Below are 15,773 nucleotides of genomic sequence, written 5' to 3'. Positions count from 1 at the left end.
AAAGTAGCGTCGCAGCATCGAGGTGCCGACAGCGGTGGCAAATCTTCCGCCACCGGTCGCCATACCGTAAGCCCGCTGGCGATGTCGACGTCGACGTGGTTCATGCTTTCCAGCTTGATTGAGCTTGATAACCGATGTCGGCGATCGCCGTCATGCAGGCAGCCCAGTTGAGTTCTCAAGGCTGGCCGGCCAAAGACGCCCCTCAGGAGAGAGCGGGCCGACGTTCCGCAACACCGGCCCGCAACCTTCAGAATATGATAGCCCGCGGCACCCCGGAGAAGGGAATCTGCGCTCTCACACCAGCATCGACTGCTGGGCGAAGATGCCCGCCATCGCGCCGTGCGATATTGCCAGGGTGACCGATGGCGGCGTGAGGGGGTTGGCGAGGTCGCCCGCGGCGTAGATGCCGGGCATGCTGGTTTCGCGGCGCTCGTCGACCTTGAGGATTAGGCCGAGGGGCGTATCGACCGTGGCGAGGCCCAGTGATTCATGCAGGCTTGCGGACGGCTTGTTGCGCGGATGCGCGAACAGGATGTCGACCGCGACATTGGGGCCGGTATCGAGCTTGACGGTGGCGTTATGCCCCCCGTGATGGGCGATCTCGCTGATCCGGCCGTCGACGACAGGTATGTTGCGGCGCGCCAGACCGGCCCGGATATCGGGCGGAATGTCGTGACCATCAGCGAAGACCGTCAACCTGTCGGTCCAATCGTGGAACAGCCTGACCTGATTCATCGACTGTGGGCCGGACCAGACGAGGCCCCAATGCTGGCCGGCGACTTCAAAGCCGTCGCAATAGGGGCAGGGCACGATGGACGTGCCCCAGCTTTCGGCAAAGCCCGGAACATCAGGCATCTGGTCGGCGACGCCATAGCTCAGAATCAGCCGGCGCGCGCCCAGGCTTTCGCCGTCGCCAGTGAGGACGGAGAAATCGTCGATGGCCCCGGAGAGGCTGTCGGCCCGGGCATTGACCAGCTTGATCGTGGGATAGCGCGCCAGCTGCCGCCGCGCCTCGGCCAGGATGTCCAGCGGTGGCTTGTGATCGTGGCCGAGCAGGCCATGCGAGTGGCCGGCGAAGCGGTTGCGCGGCAGGCCGGTATCGAGAACGGTGACCTTGCGGCGGGCACGGCCGAGTTGCAGGGCGCCGGCGAGACCGGCAAAGCTGCCGCCGATGATGATGACGTCATCCATGATGGGCTCCGTGTTGTGGATGAGGGGCTGGTTGGACCTGGTTGAAACCTACCCATCGGCTTGCGCATTTCAGAAACTACATGGTATCGTAATCCGAGAATTAGGATACTGTCAAGGACTGGAATTGTCGTGACCGAAAATAGCCAGGGCCGGCGCGGCCGGCCCGCCAACGAGGCGCTTGGCCAAACGATACTCGACGCTGCGTCCGAACTCTTTGTGGAATTGGGTTTTCAAGCGACGACATTGGACAAGGTCGCCCAGCGGGCGAAGATATCCAAACTCAGCATCTATCGGCACTTCGAGAACAAGGAGGCGCTGTTCAGCGCGGCGATGGCGGCCGGCTGCCATCAGTTGTTTGCGCCACAGGCCCTTCTTGAAGGCGTCGGCGGTTCGGTCGAAGATCAGCTCATGGCGGTGGGATCGTCCCTGCTTCGCACTCTGTTGAGATCAGACGTCCGCAGTGTCGAAGCCATGGTCATGGCCGACCAGACGAATCCAAGGTCGTTAAGCAAGCTCCATTTCGAAGCCGGCCCCGCCCATGTCATCGCCCAAATCGAGGTCCTGTTGCGTCAGTTGCACGCGAAGGCGGTTCTGAACGTGCCCGATCCTCTCCGGTCCGCCCGCTTGTTTGCCGCGCTTTTCAAAGGATCCGATCTTTTGATTATCGCACGCTTCGATGAGGCGAGAGCGGCGGACGACAACGAAATCGAATCCTATTGCCGGTCGGCCGTCGCCATGTTCATCGCTGCGCACGGCTAGCAGTCCGCCCTGCCCGCTAATCATTGTATTTCTGCGAAATACTCCGCTAGTGTCGCCGTCGCGATGGGCGCCCATCCACCCCATGTCGATCGCGTCGGGTCGGGCTGCGCGCCCGCCGGTGAGCGGCATCTCCTACCTGCTCCGGTCACACAGCGCTGACCCTTGAGCGCCTCCGCCGACCTGTGAGGGCGAGGAAGAGAATGCCGGTTATGGCCGCGAGAATCGAGCAGATGAGGTGTCGATCGCCGCGAAGGGACACCTGCGGACGGACCTTCTTTGGTACACTTGAGTACGTCCATTCGTGGCTCGGGCTCCAGCGGTTCGTGCCCCGACGCGCCTGGGAAGGCCGCTGGTGCCCGCGACGGATCCTTCCAAGGTGCAGGTCTGGAATGGCCCAAAAATTCTCTCGAGCTCCCGGAACATCGGTCCGCCCCTGTGGTTCGACAAGCAGCGGCACAGTCGATCCAACCAGGCATCGGCCCGCTTAGGACAGGCGCGAGGTCCCTACCCACAGATCTTGCGAAAATAGGAGCAAGCTATGCGAGCGTTGGTCTGGCACGGCAAGGAAGACATACGCTGCGATCAGGTTTCGGACCCGGGAATTGAGGATGAACGTGACGCGATCATCAAGGTGACGAGTTGTGCGATATGCGGCTCCGACCTTCACCTCTACCACAACTATGTGCCAGCCATGCTGCCCGGCGACATCATGGGCCACGAGATGATGGGAGAGGTCGTCGAGGTCGGCAAGGGCGTCAACGGCGCTTTGAAGGAGGGAGACCGCATCGTCGTGCCGTTCACCATAATCTGCGGTGAGTGCGACCAGTGCAAGCGACAGAACTTTTCGGTTTGCGAACGCACAAACCGCAAGAAGAATCTCGGTGACAAGGTGTTCGGGCACACCACCGCGGGTCTGTTCGGCTACACTCATTTGACCGGCGGCTATCCCGGGGGACAGGCGGAATACATGCGTGTGCCGTTCGCCGATGCCACGCACGTAAAGGTGCCTGACAGCCTTACCGACGAGCAGGTTCTCTTCCTCGGCGATATTTTTCCTACCGGATGGCAGGCGGCGGCACAGTGCGACATTGAGCCCACCGATACGGTTGCGGTGTGGGGCTGCGGCCCAGTCGGGCAGATGGCCATACGCAGCGCCCTGCTGCTCGGCGCGAAACAGGTGGTGGCGATCGATTGCCTGCCGGAGCGGCTTTCCATGGCCGCGGCCGGCGGCGCCATCGCCATCAATTTCGCCGAGGAAAGTGTCGTCGAACGATTGCGGGAACTCACCGGCGGAAAGGGCCCGGAGAAGTGCATCGATTGCGTCGGCATGGAAAGCCACGTCTCGCTGGCCCAGCCCGATACCGTCTACGATCGCGCAAAGCAGTTGATGCTGATGGAAAATGATCGACCGCACGTTCTGCGTGAGATGATCTATGTCTGCCGGCCGGCCGGCGTGATCTCGATCCCCGGCGTCTACAGCGGGCTGGTCGACAAGATTCCGATGGGACAGGCAATGAACAAGGGGCTCACCTTCCGAATGGGGCAGACCCATGTCAACCGTTGGACCGAGGATCTGTTGCGCCGCATCGAAGATGGCCAGATCGACCCATCCTTCGTCATCACCCATACCGTGGGGCTCGAGCAGGGACCCGAGATGTACAAGGTGTTTCGCGACAAGCAGGACAGCTGCATCAAGGTTGTACTGAAACCGTAGGGAAATCGTCATGAACATGATTGCCAAACTTACGAACATCACCCGATCGCCTGGCGATCCCAAAGTGCTGAAGACTGGGCAGAGTGCGGTCGGGGCCTCCGATAGCCTTGCCCGCAAGCTCGGCTGGTTCAGCATCGCGCTTGGCGTCGCCGAGCTGGTTGGCGCCGAGCGGATTGCCGGCGCGCTCGGCATGCGCGGCAAGGAAGATCTGATCCGCGCTTATGGGGCGCGGGAAATAAGCAGCGGCATACTCTCGCTTTCAGTGGACAAGCAAGCTGGGCTGTGGAGCCGGGTGGCCGGCGACGGCCTGGATATCGCGACATTGCTGACAGCGTATCGGCCTGGCAACCCAAAGCGCGATAATGTAGGCCTTGCGCTTGCCATGGTCGCCGGCATCACATTGCTCGACATCATCGCTGCGAAAAGCGTGACCGCGCGCCACTCTCGGAGCGGGACCAAGCCACGCGACTACAGTGATCGAAGCGGCTTTCCCGGAGGCACTGCCGCAGCCCGCGACCGTGCCCGCTCGCAGCGCAGCCAGGAGGCCGGCGCAGCCTGATAGAGATTTCCGAACCCTGGCGCCATGCGACCTGGACAGGTCGCATCTCGTCAGGCCCTAACGCCAGAGGTGGTTGCTCTCGGCGAGCCGACTTTGCTGGAACAGAGTGGACCGTTGAGTGGCCGTTCTCGCCGTCCCCTGGATCACCGCCGCGCATGGTTGTGTGGCCGGTGCGTTAAAGGCAGGAAGCAAGCAGCGATGCGACCAGGCGTCTAGCCTTCCATGTCTCTTGCCTTGGCCAGGTTCCGGCGATCCTCAGGCCGAGCCGCGTTCGGGAAGCTCGGTCTCTTCCGCCACCCCTTTCCGCAGGTCTCGGCGCAAGCGTTCCGCTTCGTCGGAATTATTGTCGTCGTCTGTCCGCTCAAGTTCGCGATCGATTGTCTCGCGCGACCCCTCTGCCGGATCCTGTTGCGGAGATGTGTTCGGGCCGGTTTCGATCTTGCCGTCGCCGGGAACGGTGCGGTCGCCAGACTTCGTCATCTTCAGCTTCCCTTTCATCTGTCATCTGCCTCGGCATCTCCGATGGCATGAATTTTGGCCGCTTCCTGCCGAACCGGATCGTCGACGCTTTGTTCCGGGAAAGCCCCCGCAGGTTCGTGCTGGTCGGCCCGGGGCATTGGTCGATGCCCATGCCGGGAAGCATCCTATGCCAACGAGGTCGGCGGCAGCCTCATCGATGTCGTTATCAACATGTGGGCTGTTTCGGCCCGGACACGCGAGCACGCCAGGCTCGCGGCGAGTTTTCGAACCGAAGCAGATGCGCAGCGTAACAGCTGGATGTATAGGGAAAAGGCTGCCTCATCCACGACATCGCGCTTCGGGAGGGCCGGCGGCATGCTCGCCTGGGCGGTCCGGCAGCTGGTAGCGAACTGGTCATAGGCCTTTGCAAAGCCGCGTCGATGAAGCGGGTGCGGTAGCGCTGGTCGGTGTAGCGTCGACGCATCTGTCAATCGGAGACAAGCGCGACCACTTTTGGGACCTCACTGTTTTTTCCACCGGGACTCGACATCTCACTATCATAGTTGATTGTGGCTGCCGGTGACCCTGCGTAATGGATAGCCATTCAAACTCTCCAACAGGAAAACGGTATGTTGTATCCGGGTCGGTTTTTGGGGCCAAGCGAGATTGAGATGCTCGCCCAGGTTTGTCACACGGTCTGCAAAGAGCGCGCCCTACCTCTTGCTTCGCAGAACGGAGAGCGCATAGCTGCGCATATACTCAGGCTGTTTATGAATGGCTTGATTGAGCAGAATGAACTGCTCGATGCTGAGAGGAACTGGGCTCTTCGGCTTGACCGTTCGGTCCAGCAGACGATGTCAACTACGCGCACATGAGAGGCCGCGGGACCCAGTTTGGTAGTCGGAAAGCCGCCAAGGCCGGTTGGGAACAAACCTGACATTTGAGCGTTTGTAGAGCCCTTCCACCGGGCAACTCACCGAAATGCTTCTTGCCGTGAATGATGCGATGTCGACGGCCGTTTTGGCGGGCAGGAGCGCCAATGCGGAAGTATTCGGTGTGGTCGACCTCACCAACAAGGCTGAGGTCGACATCGGCATCACCAGCTTGGGAAGAGCCATCCAGTTCGTGGCCAACGCCTCGGTGCTTGGATACGACATTCGCGGCGCCATGGTCTTCTATGGCGCGCCCGGTACCCCGAGCCTAAGGGCGAGAGAGTGCGAGCGCTTGTGGGCGCAGTTTGGCGGCGCGCTTCTACAGCCGTAGCTCTATCAGGACGTTCGCCCCGCCCGTTCATGGTATGAACGCGTACGGAGCTGAGCGCTACCCAGCCGCTGCGGAATGGCTCAGTGGTAGCTCTAGCTGGCGACCGCACTGAGCAGCTTTTCGGTGATGGGCTTTGAGCGGCTGAGCCAGCGTGGGAACGTCCGGCCGCATACCTGCCGCTGCCTGCTTTCATGTGACTCTGCGGGGCTATTGGGGAGCCGGGTTGACCACTGGGCCCTTAGCCGAGGGAAGCATAGTACGGCAACCTCGCTCTTTGCTGGCTAACAGCCTTCCGCTCTCAGGGACCGGACCATGCGCACAACAACAGGGTCATACGGTTTCTTTTCGGATTTCCGATAATTCATTGTGAAAAGCGCGGCACGCTCGTTGCAGACCATTATTGCACGGACATAGCGAATCTCACCATTCTTGACCCCGGAGTAGCTGGCCCATTTCGGGGCTATGCGCCGATAGGTCAGTCGCCAACCGGCCTTTTCGTCCTCGATCATGCGATGTTCAATCTCGGCGCGAAAACTTGCTTTGCCCAGTCGCGCGCCCCAAACGACCAGAAACGCGTCTCTTGGGCCCTGAAAAGCCGCGCCCTGCTCCGAATTCTGGGTCAGGACGAAATTCGGAGGAATATCGAAACTAAAGCCAAGCTGTCGGACGCCGAAGGGCTGCCACGCCTCGGCCTGAAGCAACGTGGTCCAAAAGAGAAAAACTGTAAGTCCCAGCAGTAGGCGTCGCATTGCTTTGATTTAGCGCTGGCTAACATCGTGTCCAGACGGACAGAGGTCCGTGACAAAAAAATATGCATCATGGCCGCGCAGCATATGGACCTGGGATTCGCGATTGACGGCGTGCGGTCGAAACGGCTTCCGTCCCACGAAAGGAGAGGACGCAGAGGGAATTGGTGCGTCGGTATGATCGACTGGCAGAAAATTGGCGAGGCCGAATGTCCAACGTTCATTGCCCGCAAAAATGGGCGCCGGCTTCCTCCTGTGCCTAGGGAAGAAGAGCCGAAATTATTCCCTGACGAAGACCCTGATCTACCTCAGACGGGGGGGCATGCCCTGTAACTTCGCCGTGACCTGATCCCCTTCGGGGAACAATCTAATCGAGCTCCAGTTTGGCCTTCCAAGCGAAAGCACTGATGGAGCATGCCATGAGATTTCCACACAGCACGACGGCCGCGGCCGCCGTTTTCATTGCCCTGACCTCCCCCGCACTCGCCCAGACAAGCGGAACACCATCACCCTCGACACCTGCACCCGCTCCGGCAACCGAACCGCCGGCCGCCGGACAGTTGCCGGATGTGACCGGACAAGCGGATGCACCAACACGCGAAATGATCCGCCAGATGGTTGAGCAAGCAGTCCGGGAGAGAATGCAGCAGGATCGCGGTTCCGAAGAAGGTTTCCGCGGGGAAGATAGTCGCAACTATCAAGGCGATCGCAACGAGGATGCTGACCGCCACGATGAAGATGGCGACCGTTGGCAGAACCACGGTGGCCGCGATCGTGGACACAGAATGGCTGGACGCTGGCATCATCAGATGATGCGCGGTGCCGGCATGCGACTGATGTTCGGGCTGTTGGACACCGATGGCGACGGATCGGTGTCCGAGGACGAGGTTCAACGCGCGGTGGGCAGGATGTTCAGTAGCATTGACGAGAATGGTGACGGCAAGATCGATGTGAACGAGATCCAGTCCTTCATGCATGGCTCCAGCATGCATGGCACTGATAGCGAGGACACGCCGTAGCTGTCTTCAAAGTGAATGCCCTCCCTCGGACAAAGCGGGCGAGCGCCTGGCGGTCGAATTCGAAGCGGTGTCTCTTGCTGTTAGGCGCGGCGGCCCTAACAGCACCCTCCAGCCTTGCGCTATTCCCGCAGTCCCGCGAAACGCCGGCCGTGACAAAAAAAACGGCTGCGCAGTGCTGATCAAGGAGCGATCGAAGCCGACCAACGCAGGGTCACTCGGGCGCCCGGTCTTCCAGCAGAACGAAGGATGCGGCGATCAAGTCGTCGCCATTGATACGTCCTTGGCTGTCCTCCAACATAGTTGCAACCTTGTGGAAGGCCATCATTTCACCCGCGTCAATCTGCGCTTCACGCATCTTGGCTGTGAGATCAGCGACGCGGTTTCCTAACGAATGTGATTTTGCAGTCTCGCAATTCGACATGACTAGTCATCCTTTGCCTTGGGGTTTCACGCCGAACGCAATGCTTCAGCGGATGTTCCGAATTTGGCCATCAGTCTTATGGGATAGGACTTGCGTCTGATTGCGGTTGGAAGAAGCCCGAACGGCGGAACACGCAGCCGGAAGCCGAATTGGAGACCGACCGTCGATCGAAGTCGCTTATCGCCGGTTGAGATCCCGCCATCTTCACTGTCGAGAGGGTGGCGGGATCGCCTTCCGAGGAGCGAGCATATGAGGTAATAGATGTTTGGCAGATGCACTCACGGCCATCCTGCGATGATAACTGCATCAACAAAGCAAAGCCTCTTCGCGTAAGGTGCGATTGCCGCGCGCTTTTCGACTGGAAGGTCGTCCAAACTCGCCCGGTGGTCAGCCATGGCGTTCAGCAGGAGCTAGGTAGACTCATCGCGAAAATCCCGCAGCGAGGCATGTCGCAACTCCTCCTCGCCGCGTGCGGAGACCGAGCGCGGAATCCGCCTGGTTCGTTGTAACAGGCATGCCAAGATGAGTTTCGGCGCCTGGACGCGGAAAAACCCGCCAGCGTGAGCCAGCGGGCCTTGTGATGGGATGGCCCGCGCGTGCGGTCAAGGCTGCGCGGGCCGACCATGATGAATGAGGGGACATCTTGGTCACCGGCACGACCGATGAAGAACGAGCCGGGTGTGACAAAACACCCTTGGAGCGAGGATGTTCCCGTCCGCACAAAAAAGCCCGCCGGCGTGAGCCGGCGGGCAGCCGCTATTTTGCCGTCAAGCGGACAGACCGCTTGCGGCCCACCCACTGCAGCATTTTCCACTTTGAGCCGAAATCATTCTCAACTATGGTTCGCCAGGCTTAAGGCATGGGGGATTGCCGATGGTTTTATCACGCAGGGGTGTCGTGCTCGGCGGTCTGGCGCTGGTCGCGGTCGGTGGAACCAGCAATATTGTTCAAGCCGCGGGGGCAAAATCCTTTTTCGCCGGTACCGCCAGCGATAACGATTTCGTCTATCGCAAGACCAACTTCGCCAAGATCGACAAGAGATGGCATCGCCAGATCGTCAAGTATTTCAGCAGCGAGCCGGTCGGCACCGTCGTGGTCGATACCCGCCACCACTTCCTCTACCTCATCATGGAAAACAAGACTGCCATCCGCTACGGCGTCGGCGTCGGCAAGGAAGGCTTCAAATGGTACGGCCGCGCGACGATCGATCGCCGCGCGCTGTGGCCGCAATGGGTCCCGCCCCCCGAAATGCGTGAGCGCAAACCGGACCTGCCGCCCATGATCGCAGGCGGCGCGTCCAACAATCCGCTCGGGCCGCGCGCGCTCTATCTGTACCGCGACGGCGCCGACATCGGCTACCGCTTGCATGGCACGCTCGAGCCATGGAGCATCGGCACCGACGCTTCCAGCGGCTGCATCCGCATGTTCCCCGAAGACATCATCGACCTCTACCAGCGGTGCCCGATCGGCACCGCGGTGGAGGTCCTGCCGCACATCGCCGACCAGGCGCCCGCTTCCACCACTGTCGAATGATTGGCGCATCATGAACCGCATGATTGAAAACACGCGCCGGCTGCTCGCCGCCGGCCTGCTGGTTGTGGCCACATCCTGCTCGACCAGCAACACGCTGGCCCCGTCGACGCCCGACGTCACCAACGCCGAGATTGCCGGCTTCCAGAACGTGCAGCCGGGCAGCGAGGAGGATTTTATCCTCAATGTCGGCCGCCGCACCTACTTCACGAAAGGTTCGGCCGCGCTCGATTCTGTCGCCAAGGCCACCCTCGACACCCAGATCGCCTGGTTGACAAAGCATCCGCGCTGGCTGCTCAAGCTGCAGGGTTTCGCCGACGATCCCGGCGCAAGCGAAACGGCGCTGTCACAGCAGCGCGCCGATGCGGTGATGGACTACCTCGCCGCCGGCGGCATAGACCGGAACCGCATGTGGGCCAAGGGCTACGGCAAGGACAGGCTGGTCCGCGACTGCCCCGACTCCGCCTGCAGGTCGCAGAACCGCCGCGTTGTGTCTAATTTGCGCGATGAGAGGGACGAGTCGTAGAGGCTGCTGTTTTGCTGGTCGCCAAATCAGTCTCACAACGCGACGGCGGCATGGCTGCAATGCGCCTATCGGGGACATTCACCCAGCGTTTGCCCCTCCCCGAAAGCTGACGCTCCGGTTGAACCCGGAATGAAATCAGCTTCCCGTCTACCAACCTCCGGTTCAGGGTCTGGTGGGAGGCTTCGGCATCCGCCTCGACCAGTTTGCGGATGTGGCGGTTGTCCGCGATCCTGATCGGCATGAGCCTCGCCACATGTCGGTGTGCTACGGGGAGTGGGCGCCGTGGAGCTGGCAGGTACGCTCGCTCAAAGCATCGGCCGTCCGCCGGTGACCTCGTAGAGTGCGCCGGTGGTGTAGCTCGATCCTTCCGAGGCAAGCAGCACATAGGTCGCTGCAAGCTCTGCCGGTTGCCCGGGACGCTTGAGCGGCGTGTTCTTGCCGAACTCCTTGACCTTCTCAGAGGGCATTGTCGACGGGATCAGCGGCGTCCAAATCGGCCCGGGAGCGACCGCGTTTACCCGAATGCCGCGTTCAGCTACCAGACCTGCAAGTCCGGCGGTGAAGTTGGCGATCGCTCCTTTGGTAGTGGCGTAGGCAAGCAGTGCCGGCGAGGGACTGGTCGCGTTGATTGAGGATGTGTTGATGATGGTCGAGCCGGGTTCCATGTGCTTCACTGCTTCCTGGGACAGATAGAACATCGCATAGACATTGGTGCGAAAGGTGAGATCCCATTCCTCCGCGCTGATGTCCTCCAGCTTCTCGAACGACGCCTGGTGGGCTGCATTGTTGACGAGGATGTCCAGGCGCCCGCATTCATCGATAGCTCGCTGCACAAGCGACCGCGCGAAGATTTCGTCCGAGATGTCGCCGGGTGCGAGCACCGCCTTGCGCCCCGCTTCCTCGACCAAGCGCGCCGTCTCCTGCGCATCTTCGTCCTCTTCAAGATAGGAGATCATGACGTCGGCGCCTTCGCGTGCAAACGCGATAGCCACCGCCCGGCCGATGCCCGAGTCCGCGCCGGTGATCAGCGCGACGCGGTCCGTCAGCTTACCGCTGCCGCGATAGCTCTCCTCTCCGTGGTCGGGCCGTGGATCCATCTCGTCGGTGTAGCCGGGCATGTCCTGCTGCTGTTCGGGAAGCGGCGGCCGAGGATATTTCTGCTGGGCATCCTGCATGTCAGCTCCTTTTTTGGCTGGAGTTGCGGTTGTGTCCATCCGGTTCCGTGATCGGTCCCTTGGCGGCTTTCGAGCCACCGCCCCATTCCTCGGCCTTGCACGCTTGGTCGCCGCCCATGAGGTCCGGCGAACTGCGATTTGCGGTGCCGCTGTCGGTCTTGTTCAACTCGTGCTCCTTCTTGCGTGTGGTCAGTGTTTCTCGCCGGCGGTAATCATCGACCTCAGCGGCTCTTGCGCCACATTCGCCTCGATTTCCGCGCGTCCGGGAGTGTCCGATAGCGCCTTGCGGAAATTTTTCGCATAATCCGGTGGCATCTTCGGTGGCATCATCGGTTCGTACGGGTCGACCACGGCCTCGATGACCACCGGACCCTCAGCAGCCAGGGCAGCGTCGAGAACACCTTCCACCTCCTCGGCGCGAGAGACGCTGTAACCAATGCCGCCCATGGCTTCGGCGGCCATGGCGAAGTCGATGGGCTGGAGTTCGCAGGCGAATTGCGGGTTGCCGAGGAACATCATCTGCTCCCAGGCGATCTGATTGAGCATGCCGTTCTTGAGCACGAGCACCTTGAGTGGGACCCGGTACCGAACTGCCGTCGAGAACTCGCCGAGTTGCATCGCGAGACCGCCGTCGCCGACGACCGCGAAGACCGGCCGGCCGGGAAAGGCCAGGCCCGCGGCGATCGCATAGGGCAGTCCGCATGCCATCGAGGCCAGCGCGCCCGAGACGCCGAAGGCCTGCCCGTCACGCAGCTCGATATGGCGGGCCGCCATCTCGGTGTTCTGGCCGGAATCGGCAACCAGGATCGCCTCATCGGGCAATCGTTTCCCAAATGCGCGTGTGACCACCTGGGGCTTGAGCGAAGTGGCGGCCTTTCGCTCCGACTGCGCCATCATCTCGCGCCAGCGTCGCATGCCCGCCTGCGCCTTCTCGAGGAAGCTGCGATCATCCTTGCGCTTCAGGCGCTTGTTCAGCAATCGCAGCGTCACGGCGGCATCGCCGGCAAGGCCGGCCTCAACGGGATAGCGCAGGCCGATGCGCTGCGGGTCGCGCTCGATCTGCACCCCGCGCGCCTGTCCCGGCTTCGGGTAGTATTCGATGTAGGGAAAGGTCGAGCCGACGACGAGCAGCGCGTCACATTCCTCCATGATTTCCTGCGACGGCAGCGTGCCGAGAATTCCGATTCCGCCAGTCGTCAGCGGGTGATCGTCGGGCAAGGCAGCCTTACCGAGCAAGGCCTTTGCGACGGGGGCACCAAGCAGCTCCGCCGTCTCTTCCAACTCGTGCCTGGCACCAAGCGCGCCCCGACCGGCGAGGATCGCGACCTTCGTCGCGCCGTTCAGGATCTCGGCGGCTTTCGCAAGTTGTTCTTCGTCGGGAAGCCTGCTTCCTTCGAACCAACGATCCGGCGTATGCGACGGTTTGTTGCGCTTCGAGCGCTTGGCTTGGTCGAGCGTGTGCTCCTGCACATCGCTGGCGATCGACAGATGCGCAACGCCGCGACGTGCCAGCGCCGACCTGCAGGCGAGACCGGCCAGGCTTTCCATATGCGCCGCGTCGGAGACCTGCGCGTTGAAGACGGCGACATCGCTGAAGACGCGCGTCAAGTCGACATCCTGCTGGGTGAAGGTCTCGATGAGGTCGTGGAACTGCATGCCGGTAATGGCGAGCACCGGCGCTTGGTCGAGCTTGGCATCGTAGAGTCCAGTCAGGAGGTGTGTGCCGCCAGGGCCGGAAGTTGCGAGGCAGACACCGAGCTTGCCTGTCCATTTTGAGTAGGCGCACGCCATGAACGCCGCGGATTCCTCGTGCCGCACCTGAATGAAGCGGATGCGGTCCTGCCGCCTGCGCAGCGCCTCCATGATGCCATTGATGCCGTCGCCCGGCAGGCCAAAGATGATATCGACGTTCCAGTCGATCAGCGTCTCGATGAGGATGTCCGCGGCGGTCGCCATGTCTCAGTCCTACCGCGATGCGGATCCCGCCGCCTGGCTGCTCTTGTTCGCGGTCTTGTCAGTCTTACGCTGGTCCTTGTCGCCGCCGCGATTGCCGCCATGCAACTCGTCGGAAGATTGAGCGGTCTTGCCGTCTTCCAAATTAGTGGCCATGCGCAAAGCTCCCTTCATCCGGCCTGCCTAACCAGAAAGTCGGTGAGATGTTCCGTGCCCGAAGGCAAGGCCGCCTATTCAGGTGCCGAAGGCAAAGGTCTCAGTACCACCCGATGAGGCGCTGTTCGGCAGTCAGCGGCTGAACAGGCGAGGTGCGATCGAACAGACGAAGGCATCGAACTGCTGCGAGGCCGAGGATTGCATGTAGTGGCCGAGGCTGTCTGATCGCCAAAAGCTCTCGCGGCAGAGCTGGCCGATGTTCAGGTCGCGTCTTCGCAGGTCCCTATAGCCAGAGCGCAACGCCGCCCGGACCGTCCCCATAGGCGAATTCCTCGCACCCTCGTCGACGATTTCCCGCGCGGGATTCCGCCTCGGTGGCGAAAGGACTCGTTCGTCGCGCACACTGCGGCGGGCGATGTGCGCCTCGACCATGCGGTGCCTGGCGTGCCGGTAGTCTGGCATGGCTCCTCGATAGCCTTAAAGACGACAGGCTTAGTCGTCCTGCCTGCGCTTGTGGTGCTCGCTCTCCTGGTTTTCGCCGCGGATCATCTGGCGATCATCCTTGTCGGTCAATTCCACGCCCTCGTCGCGCAGATTGGCGCCGCCTTGCCGCGCCTCGCGCTCCTGCTTGGTTCTCTTCAGCTCATCCTCGGCATTGAAATCGTCGCCGGCATTGCTGGTGTTCTCGCGCTTTTCGATGATGCGCAGCTGCTGCTCGTGGGTCTTCCGGCCGGCCATGGCAAGGCGCCTCCTACTTGTTCGTGCGTCCGGTCTGGTCAGGGTTGATGCCGCCCTGAGGCGTGACGTCGTTCTCGACATCGCCTTCGAACGTATTGTCTCCATCGAGAGCATCGCTCTCGTCGAGCATATCGCCGCCCTTGACCGCGCCCTTCGAGGTGCCGATTCCCGGGTTGTCTCGCAGATCCTTGTCCGTGGGCTGTTTAGTCTTGGGGTGTTGGTTGGTCATGGAATTTCTCAGCGCTGGTTGAGCTTGGACGAAAGACGGTCCTGGCGCTGTCCAACTTCAACGTGGAGAAAATGTTCCGGTGTCAGGTTCGGTGCGCGTAAGCGGCCAGGCGGCCGCCGTCTCGGCTAGCGAAACTCCAGGCATGCCACATTACATCCCATTCCGAGGCGAATTGGCGGGCTAAAGTGAAAATCGAGACGGTCGAAAGCTTGCAAGGAGTGGGTGCTCTGTTCCGGTGGCGATCTCGGTTGCAAGGAGTTCGCCGGCAATCAAGCCAAGTGTTGCGCCGCTGTGGCTGAAGGCGACGTAATACCCCTCGATCTCCCGCAACTGGCCGAAGACCGGCTCGCCGTCTCCGGGGATCGGCTTGGGCCCGACACCGTAGCTCTCCAATTCCAATTTCGGATGACCGTCGAGAACATTCGACGCTTCGTCGAGAAGCCCCTGGATCGTCGATGCTTTTACGCGATAAGTCCCGTCCGGATTGACTACCACCTCTTCTTCCGACCAGGCAGAATCGAGCGCGAGGGCGCCATCAGGCGTCGGCCGGATGGCGACGCGCGGCGTGTTGAGCACGGCGCGTAGCGGCAAGTCGACTGGCTTGGTCCTGACCAGCAGCGCGATCGGTGTCCCATCGGCAATACGCTGACCGGCCACGGCGACCATTCGCGGCACATCCGCACCGGTCGCCAGAAGCACCGCGTTGGCGGCGAAGCTGATCCCGCTGGTGGTGGTGACGCCGGTGGCGCGGCCGTTGGCGACGGTGACGGTAGCGCGTCCGGCCTCGGTGACCACCTGGCCGCCCCGCTCCACGAATTCCGCGATCAATTTTTCGATCAGCGACGGCAGGTCGACCCAGCCCTCGCCCGGGTTGAAGATCGCGCCTTGAGGCGTGACAGCGCTTGCGCAGACACCCGGCGCGACCGACCTTATGGCGTCCGCGGACAGATGCTGCGCATCATAGCCGAGACGTTTTTCGTGAGCGAAGACATCGGCGATCTCGTTTGAGGCATCGTCCGCATCCCACGTCAGGCCACCGTCGAAACGCAGCCAGGCGGCATCCGGGCATCGCGCCGACAAACTGCGGTAGCGGTCGATACCGATCATGCGCAGGCGATGATATTCAGCCGAGCGCCTGCGCGCCGAATTGATCCAGGCGAGCGAGCGGCCGGAAGCTCCCTTGGCGAGCGGTCCATCATTGACCAGCACGGTCTCGATGCCGAGCCTTGCAAGATGAACGGCCGAGGAGACGCCAAAAATGCCGCCGCCGACAACAACGACCTTGGAAACCTGATGTGATGCAGCCATGAGATATCTTTCACTGGTGGAGGTTGG

Annotated in this window: 19 protein-coding genes; 7 read left to right on the top strand and 12 right to left on the bottom strand. The window is 61.6% G+C overall.

Translation table 11 applies throughout. The features are described 5' to 3' along the window. Positions 1-294: 294 nt before the first annotated feature. On the bottom strand, positions 295-1,191 hold the full coding sequence (locus ACYG9Z_RS19525) for an NAD(P)/FAD-dependent oxidoreductase (protein WP_023751771.1): 897 nt from the start codon (positions 1,189-1,191) through the stop codon (positions 295-297). A gap of 129 nt (positions 1,192-1,320) precedes the next feature. Between ACYG9Z_RS19525 and ACYG9Z_RS19520 the strand changes: the two genes are divergently transcribed. From ACYG9Z_RS19520 to ACYG9Z_RS19510, 3 genes are all read left to right on the top strand, one after another. Further along, positions 1,321-1,950, top strand: coding sequence for a TetR/AcrR family transcriptional regulator (locus ACYG9Z_RS19520; RefSeq protein ID WP_023751770.1), 630 nt, complete (start codon positions 1,321-1,323; stop codon positions 1,948-1,950). Between the two features lie 538 nt (positions 1,951-2,488). Continuing rightward, positions 2,489-3,664 (top strand): zinc-dependent alcohol dehydrogenase, encoded by a 1,176-nt coding sequence (locus ACYG9Z_RS19515; protein WP_023740533.1) that lies wholly within the window; start codon positions 2,489-2,491, stop codon positions 3,662-3,664. A gap of 10 nt (positions 3,665-3,674) precedes the next feature. Further along, the gene (locus ACYG9Z_RS19510) at positions 3,675-4,223 is read left to right on the top strand and encodes a hypothetical protein (RefSeq protein WP_023751769.1); all 549 of its coding nucleotides are present in this window, start codon (positions 3,675-3,677) and stop codon (positions 4,221-4,223) included. Positions 4,224-4,478: 255 nt separating this feature from the next. Here the strand turns inward: ACYG9Z_RS19510 and ACYG9Z_RS19505 are convergent, their stop codons facing one another. Beyond that, positions 4,479-4,703, bottom strand: a complete 225-nt coding sequence (locus tag ACYG9Z_RS19505) for a hypothetical protein (RefSeq protein ID WP_156931519.1) — start codon at positions 4,701-4,703, stop codon at positions 4,479-4,481. Positions 4,704-5,687: 984 nt separating this feature from the next. Between ACYG9Z_RS19505 and ACYG9Z_RS19500 the strand changes: the two genes are divergently transcribed. Beyond that, on the top strand, positions 5,688-5,945 hold the full coding sequence (locus ACYG9Z_RS19500) for a hypothetical protein (RefSeq protein WP_245259880.1): 258 nt from the start codon (positions 5,688-5,690) through the stop codon (positions 5,943-5,945). Positions 5,946-6,226: 281 nt separating this feature from the next. Here ACYG9Z_RS19500 and ACYG9Z_RS19495 read toward each other — a convergent pair whose 3' ends face one another. Then, positions 6,227-6,646 carry a hypothetical protein gene (locus tag ACYG9Z_RS19495; RefSeq protein WP_245259879.1) on the bottom strand — a complete coding sequence of 140 codons (420 nt, stop codon included), beginning with the start codon at positions 6,644-6,646 and terminating at the stop codon, positions 6,227-6,229. 428 nt (positions 6,647-7,074) lie between these two features. On the opposite strand from ACYG9Z_RS19495, the gene ACYG9Z_RS19490 reads away from it, so the two are divergent. Then, positions 7,075-7,710 (top strand): EF-hand domain-containing protein, encoded by a 636-nt coding sequence (locus ACYG9Z_RS19490; protein WP_460222838.1) that lies wholly within the window; start codon positions 7,075-7,077, stop codon positions 7,708-7,710. A 211-nt stretch (positions 7,711-7,921) separates the two neighbouring features. On the opposite strand, the gene ACYG9Z_RS19485 is transcribed toward ACYG9Z_RS19490, so the two are convergent. Continuing rightward, complete coding sequence (locus ACYG9Z_RS19485; RefSeq protein ID WP_023682763.1) at positions 7,922-8,131, bottom strand: hypothetical protein; 210 nt, start codon at positions 8,129-8,131, stop codon at positions 7,922-7,924. An 873-nt stretch (positions 8,132-9,004) separates the two neighbouring features. Between ACYG9Z_RS19485 and ACYG9Z_RS19480 the strand changes: the two genes are divergently transcribed. Together ACYG9Z_RS19480 and ACYG9Z_RS19475 are read left to right on the top strand one after the other, a co-directional pair. Then, positions 9,005-9,664 carry a L,D-transpeptidase gene (locus ACYG9Z_RS19480; protein ID WP_023682764.1) on the top strand — a complete coding sequence of 220 codons (660 nt, stop codon included), beginning with the start codon at positions 9,005-9,007 and terminating at the stop codon, positions 9,662-9,664. Between the two features lie 10 nt (positions 9,665-9,674). Next, positions 9,675-10,187: an OmpA family protein gene (locus tag ACYG9Z_RS19475; RefSeq protein ID WP_023667764.1), complete on the top strand. Its 513-nt coding sequence runs from the start codon at positions 9,675-9,677 to the stop codon at positions 10,185-10,187. Positions 10,188-10,492: 305 nt separating this feature from the next. Here the strand turns inward: ACYG9Z_RS19475 and ACYG9Z_RS19470 are convergent, their stop codons facing one another. The 8 genes from ACYG9Z_RS19470 to ACYG9Z_RS19435 all read right to left on the bottom strand — a co-directional run bounded on the left by ACYG9Z_RS19470 (position 10,493) and on the right by ACYG9Z_RS19435 (position 15,746). Continuing rightward, positions 10,493-11,362, bottom strand: coding sequence for an SDR family oxidoreductase (locus ACYG9Z_RS19470; RefSeq protein ID WP_023667763.1), 870 nt, complete (start codon positions 11,360-11,362; stop codon positions 10,493-10,495). Position 11,363: 1 nt separating this feature from the next. After that, a complete protein-coding gene (locus ACYG9Z_RS19465) occupies positions 11,364-11,528 on the bottom strand; it encodes a hypothetical protein (protein WP_023751764.1) in 165 nt (54 codons plus the stop codon). A gap of 23 nt (positions 11,529-11,551) precedes the next feature. Further along, positions 11,552-13,318, bottom strand: coding sequence for a thiamine pyrophosphate-dependent enzyme (locus ACYG9Z_RS19460; RefSeq protein WP_023751763.1), 1,767 nt, complete (start codon positions 13,316-13,318; stop codon positions 11,552-11,554). A 9-nt stretch (positions 13,319-13,327) separates the two neighbouring features. Beyond that, on the bottom strand, positions 13,328-13,471 hold the full coding sequence (locus ACYG9Z_RS19455; RefSeq protein WP_023751762.1) for a hypothetical protein: 144 nt from the start codon (positions 13,469-13,471) through the stop codon (positions 13,328-13,330). Positions 13,472-13,603: 132 nt separating this feature from the next. Beyond that, a complete protein-coding gene (locus tag ACYG9Z_RS19450; protein ID WP_352824297.1) occupies positions 13,604-13,903 on the bottom strand; it encodes a hypothetical protein in 300 nt (99 codons plus the stop codon). 60 nt (positions 13,904-13,963) lie between these two features. Next, on the bottom strand, positions 13,964-14,209 hold the full coding sequence (locus ACYG9Z_RS19445) for a hypothetical protein (RefSeq protein ID WP_023699894.1): 246 nt from the start codon (positions 14,207-14,209) through the stop codon (positions 13,964-13,966). A 13-nt stretch (positions 14,210-14,222) separates the two neighbouring features. Then, positions 14,223-14,438 carry a hypothetical protein gene (locus tag ACYG9Z_RS19440; RefSeq protein WP_023686879.1) on the bottom strand — a complete coding sequence of 72 codons (216 nt, stop codon included), beginning with the start codon at positions 14,436-14,438 and terminating at the stop codon, positions 14,223-14,225. Between the two features lie 180 nt (positions 14,439-14,618). Continuing rightward, complete coding sequence (locus tag ACYG9Z_RS19435) at positions 14,619-15,746, bottom strand: NAD(P)/FAD-dependent oxidoreductase (protein WP_023751760.1); 1,128 nt, start codon at positions 15,744-15,746, stop codon at positions 14,619-14,621. Positions 15,747-15,773: the final 27 nt, after the last annotated feature.

The sequence above is a fragment of the Mesorhizobium sp. RSR380A genome (genome assembly GCF_054719385.1).
Note: the sequence above shows the minus strand (reverse complement) of the source record. Positions and strands in the feature narration are given on the sequence as shown.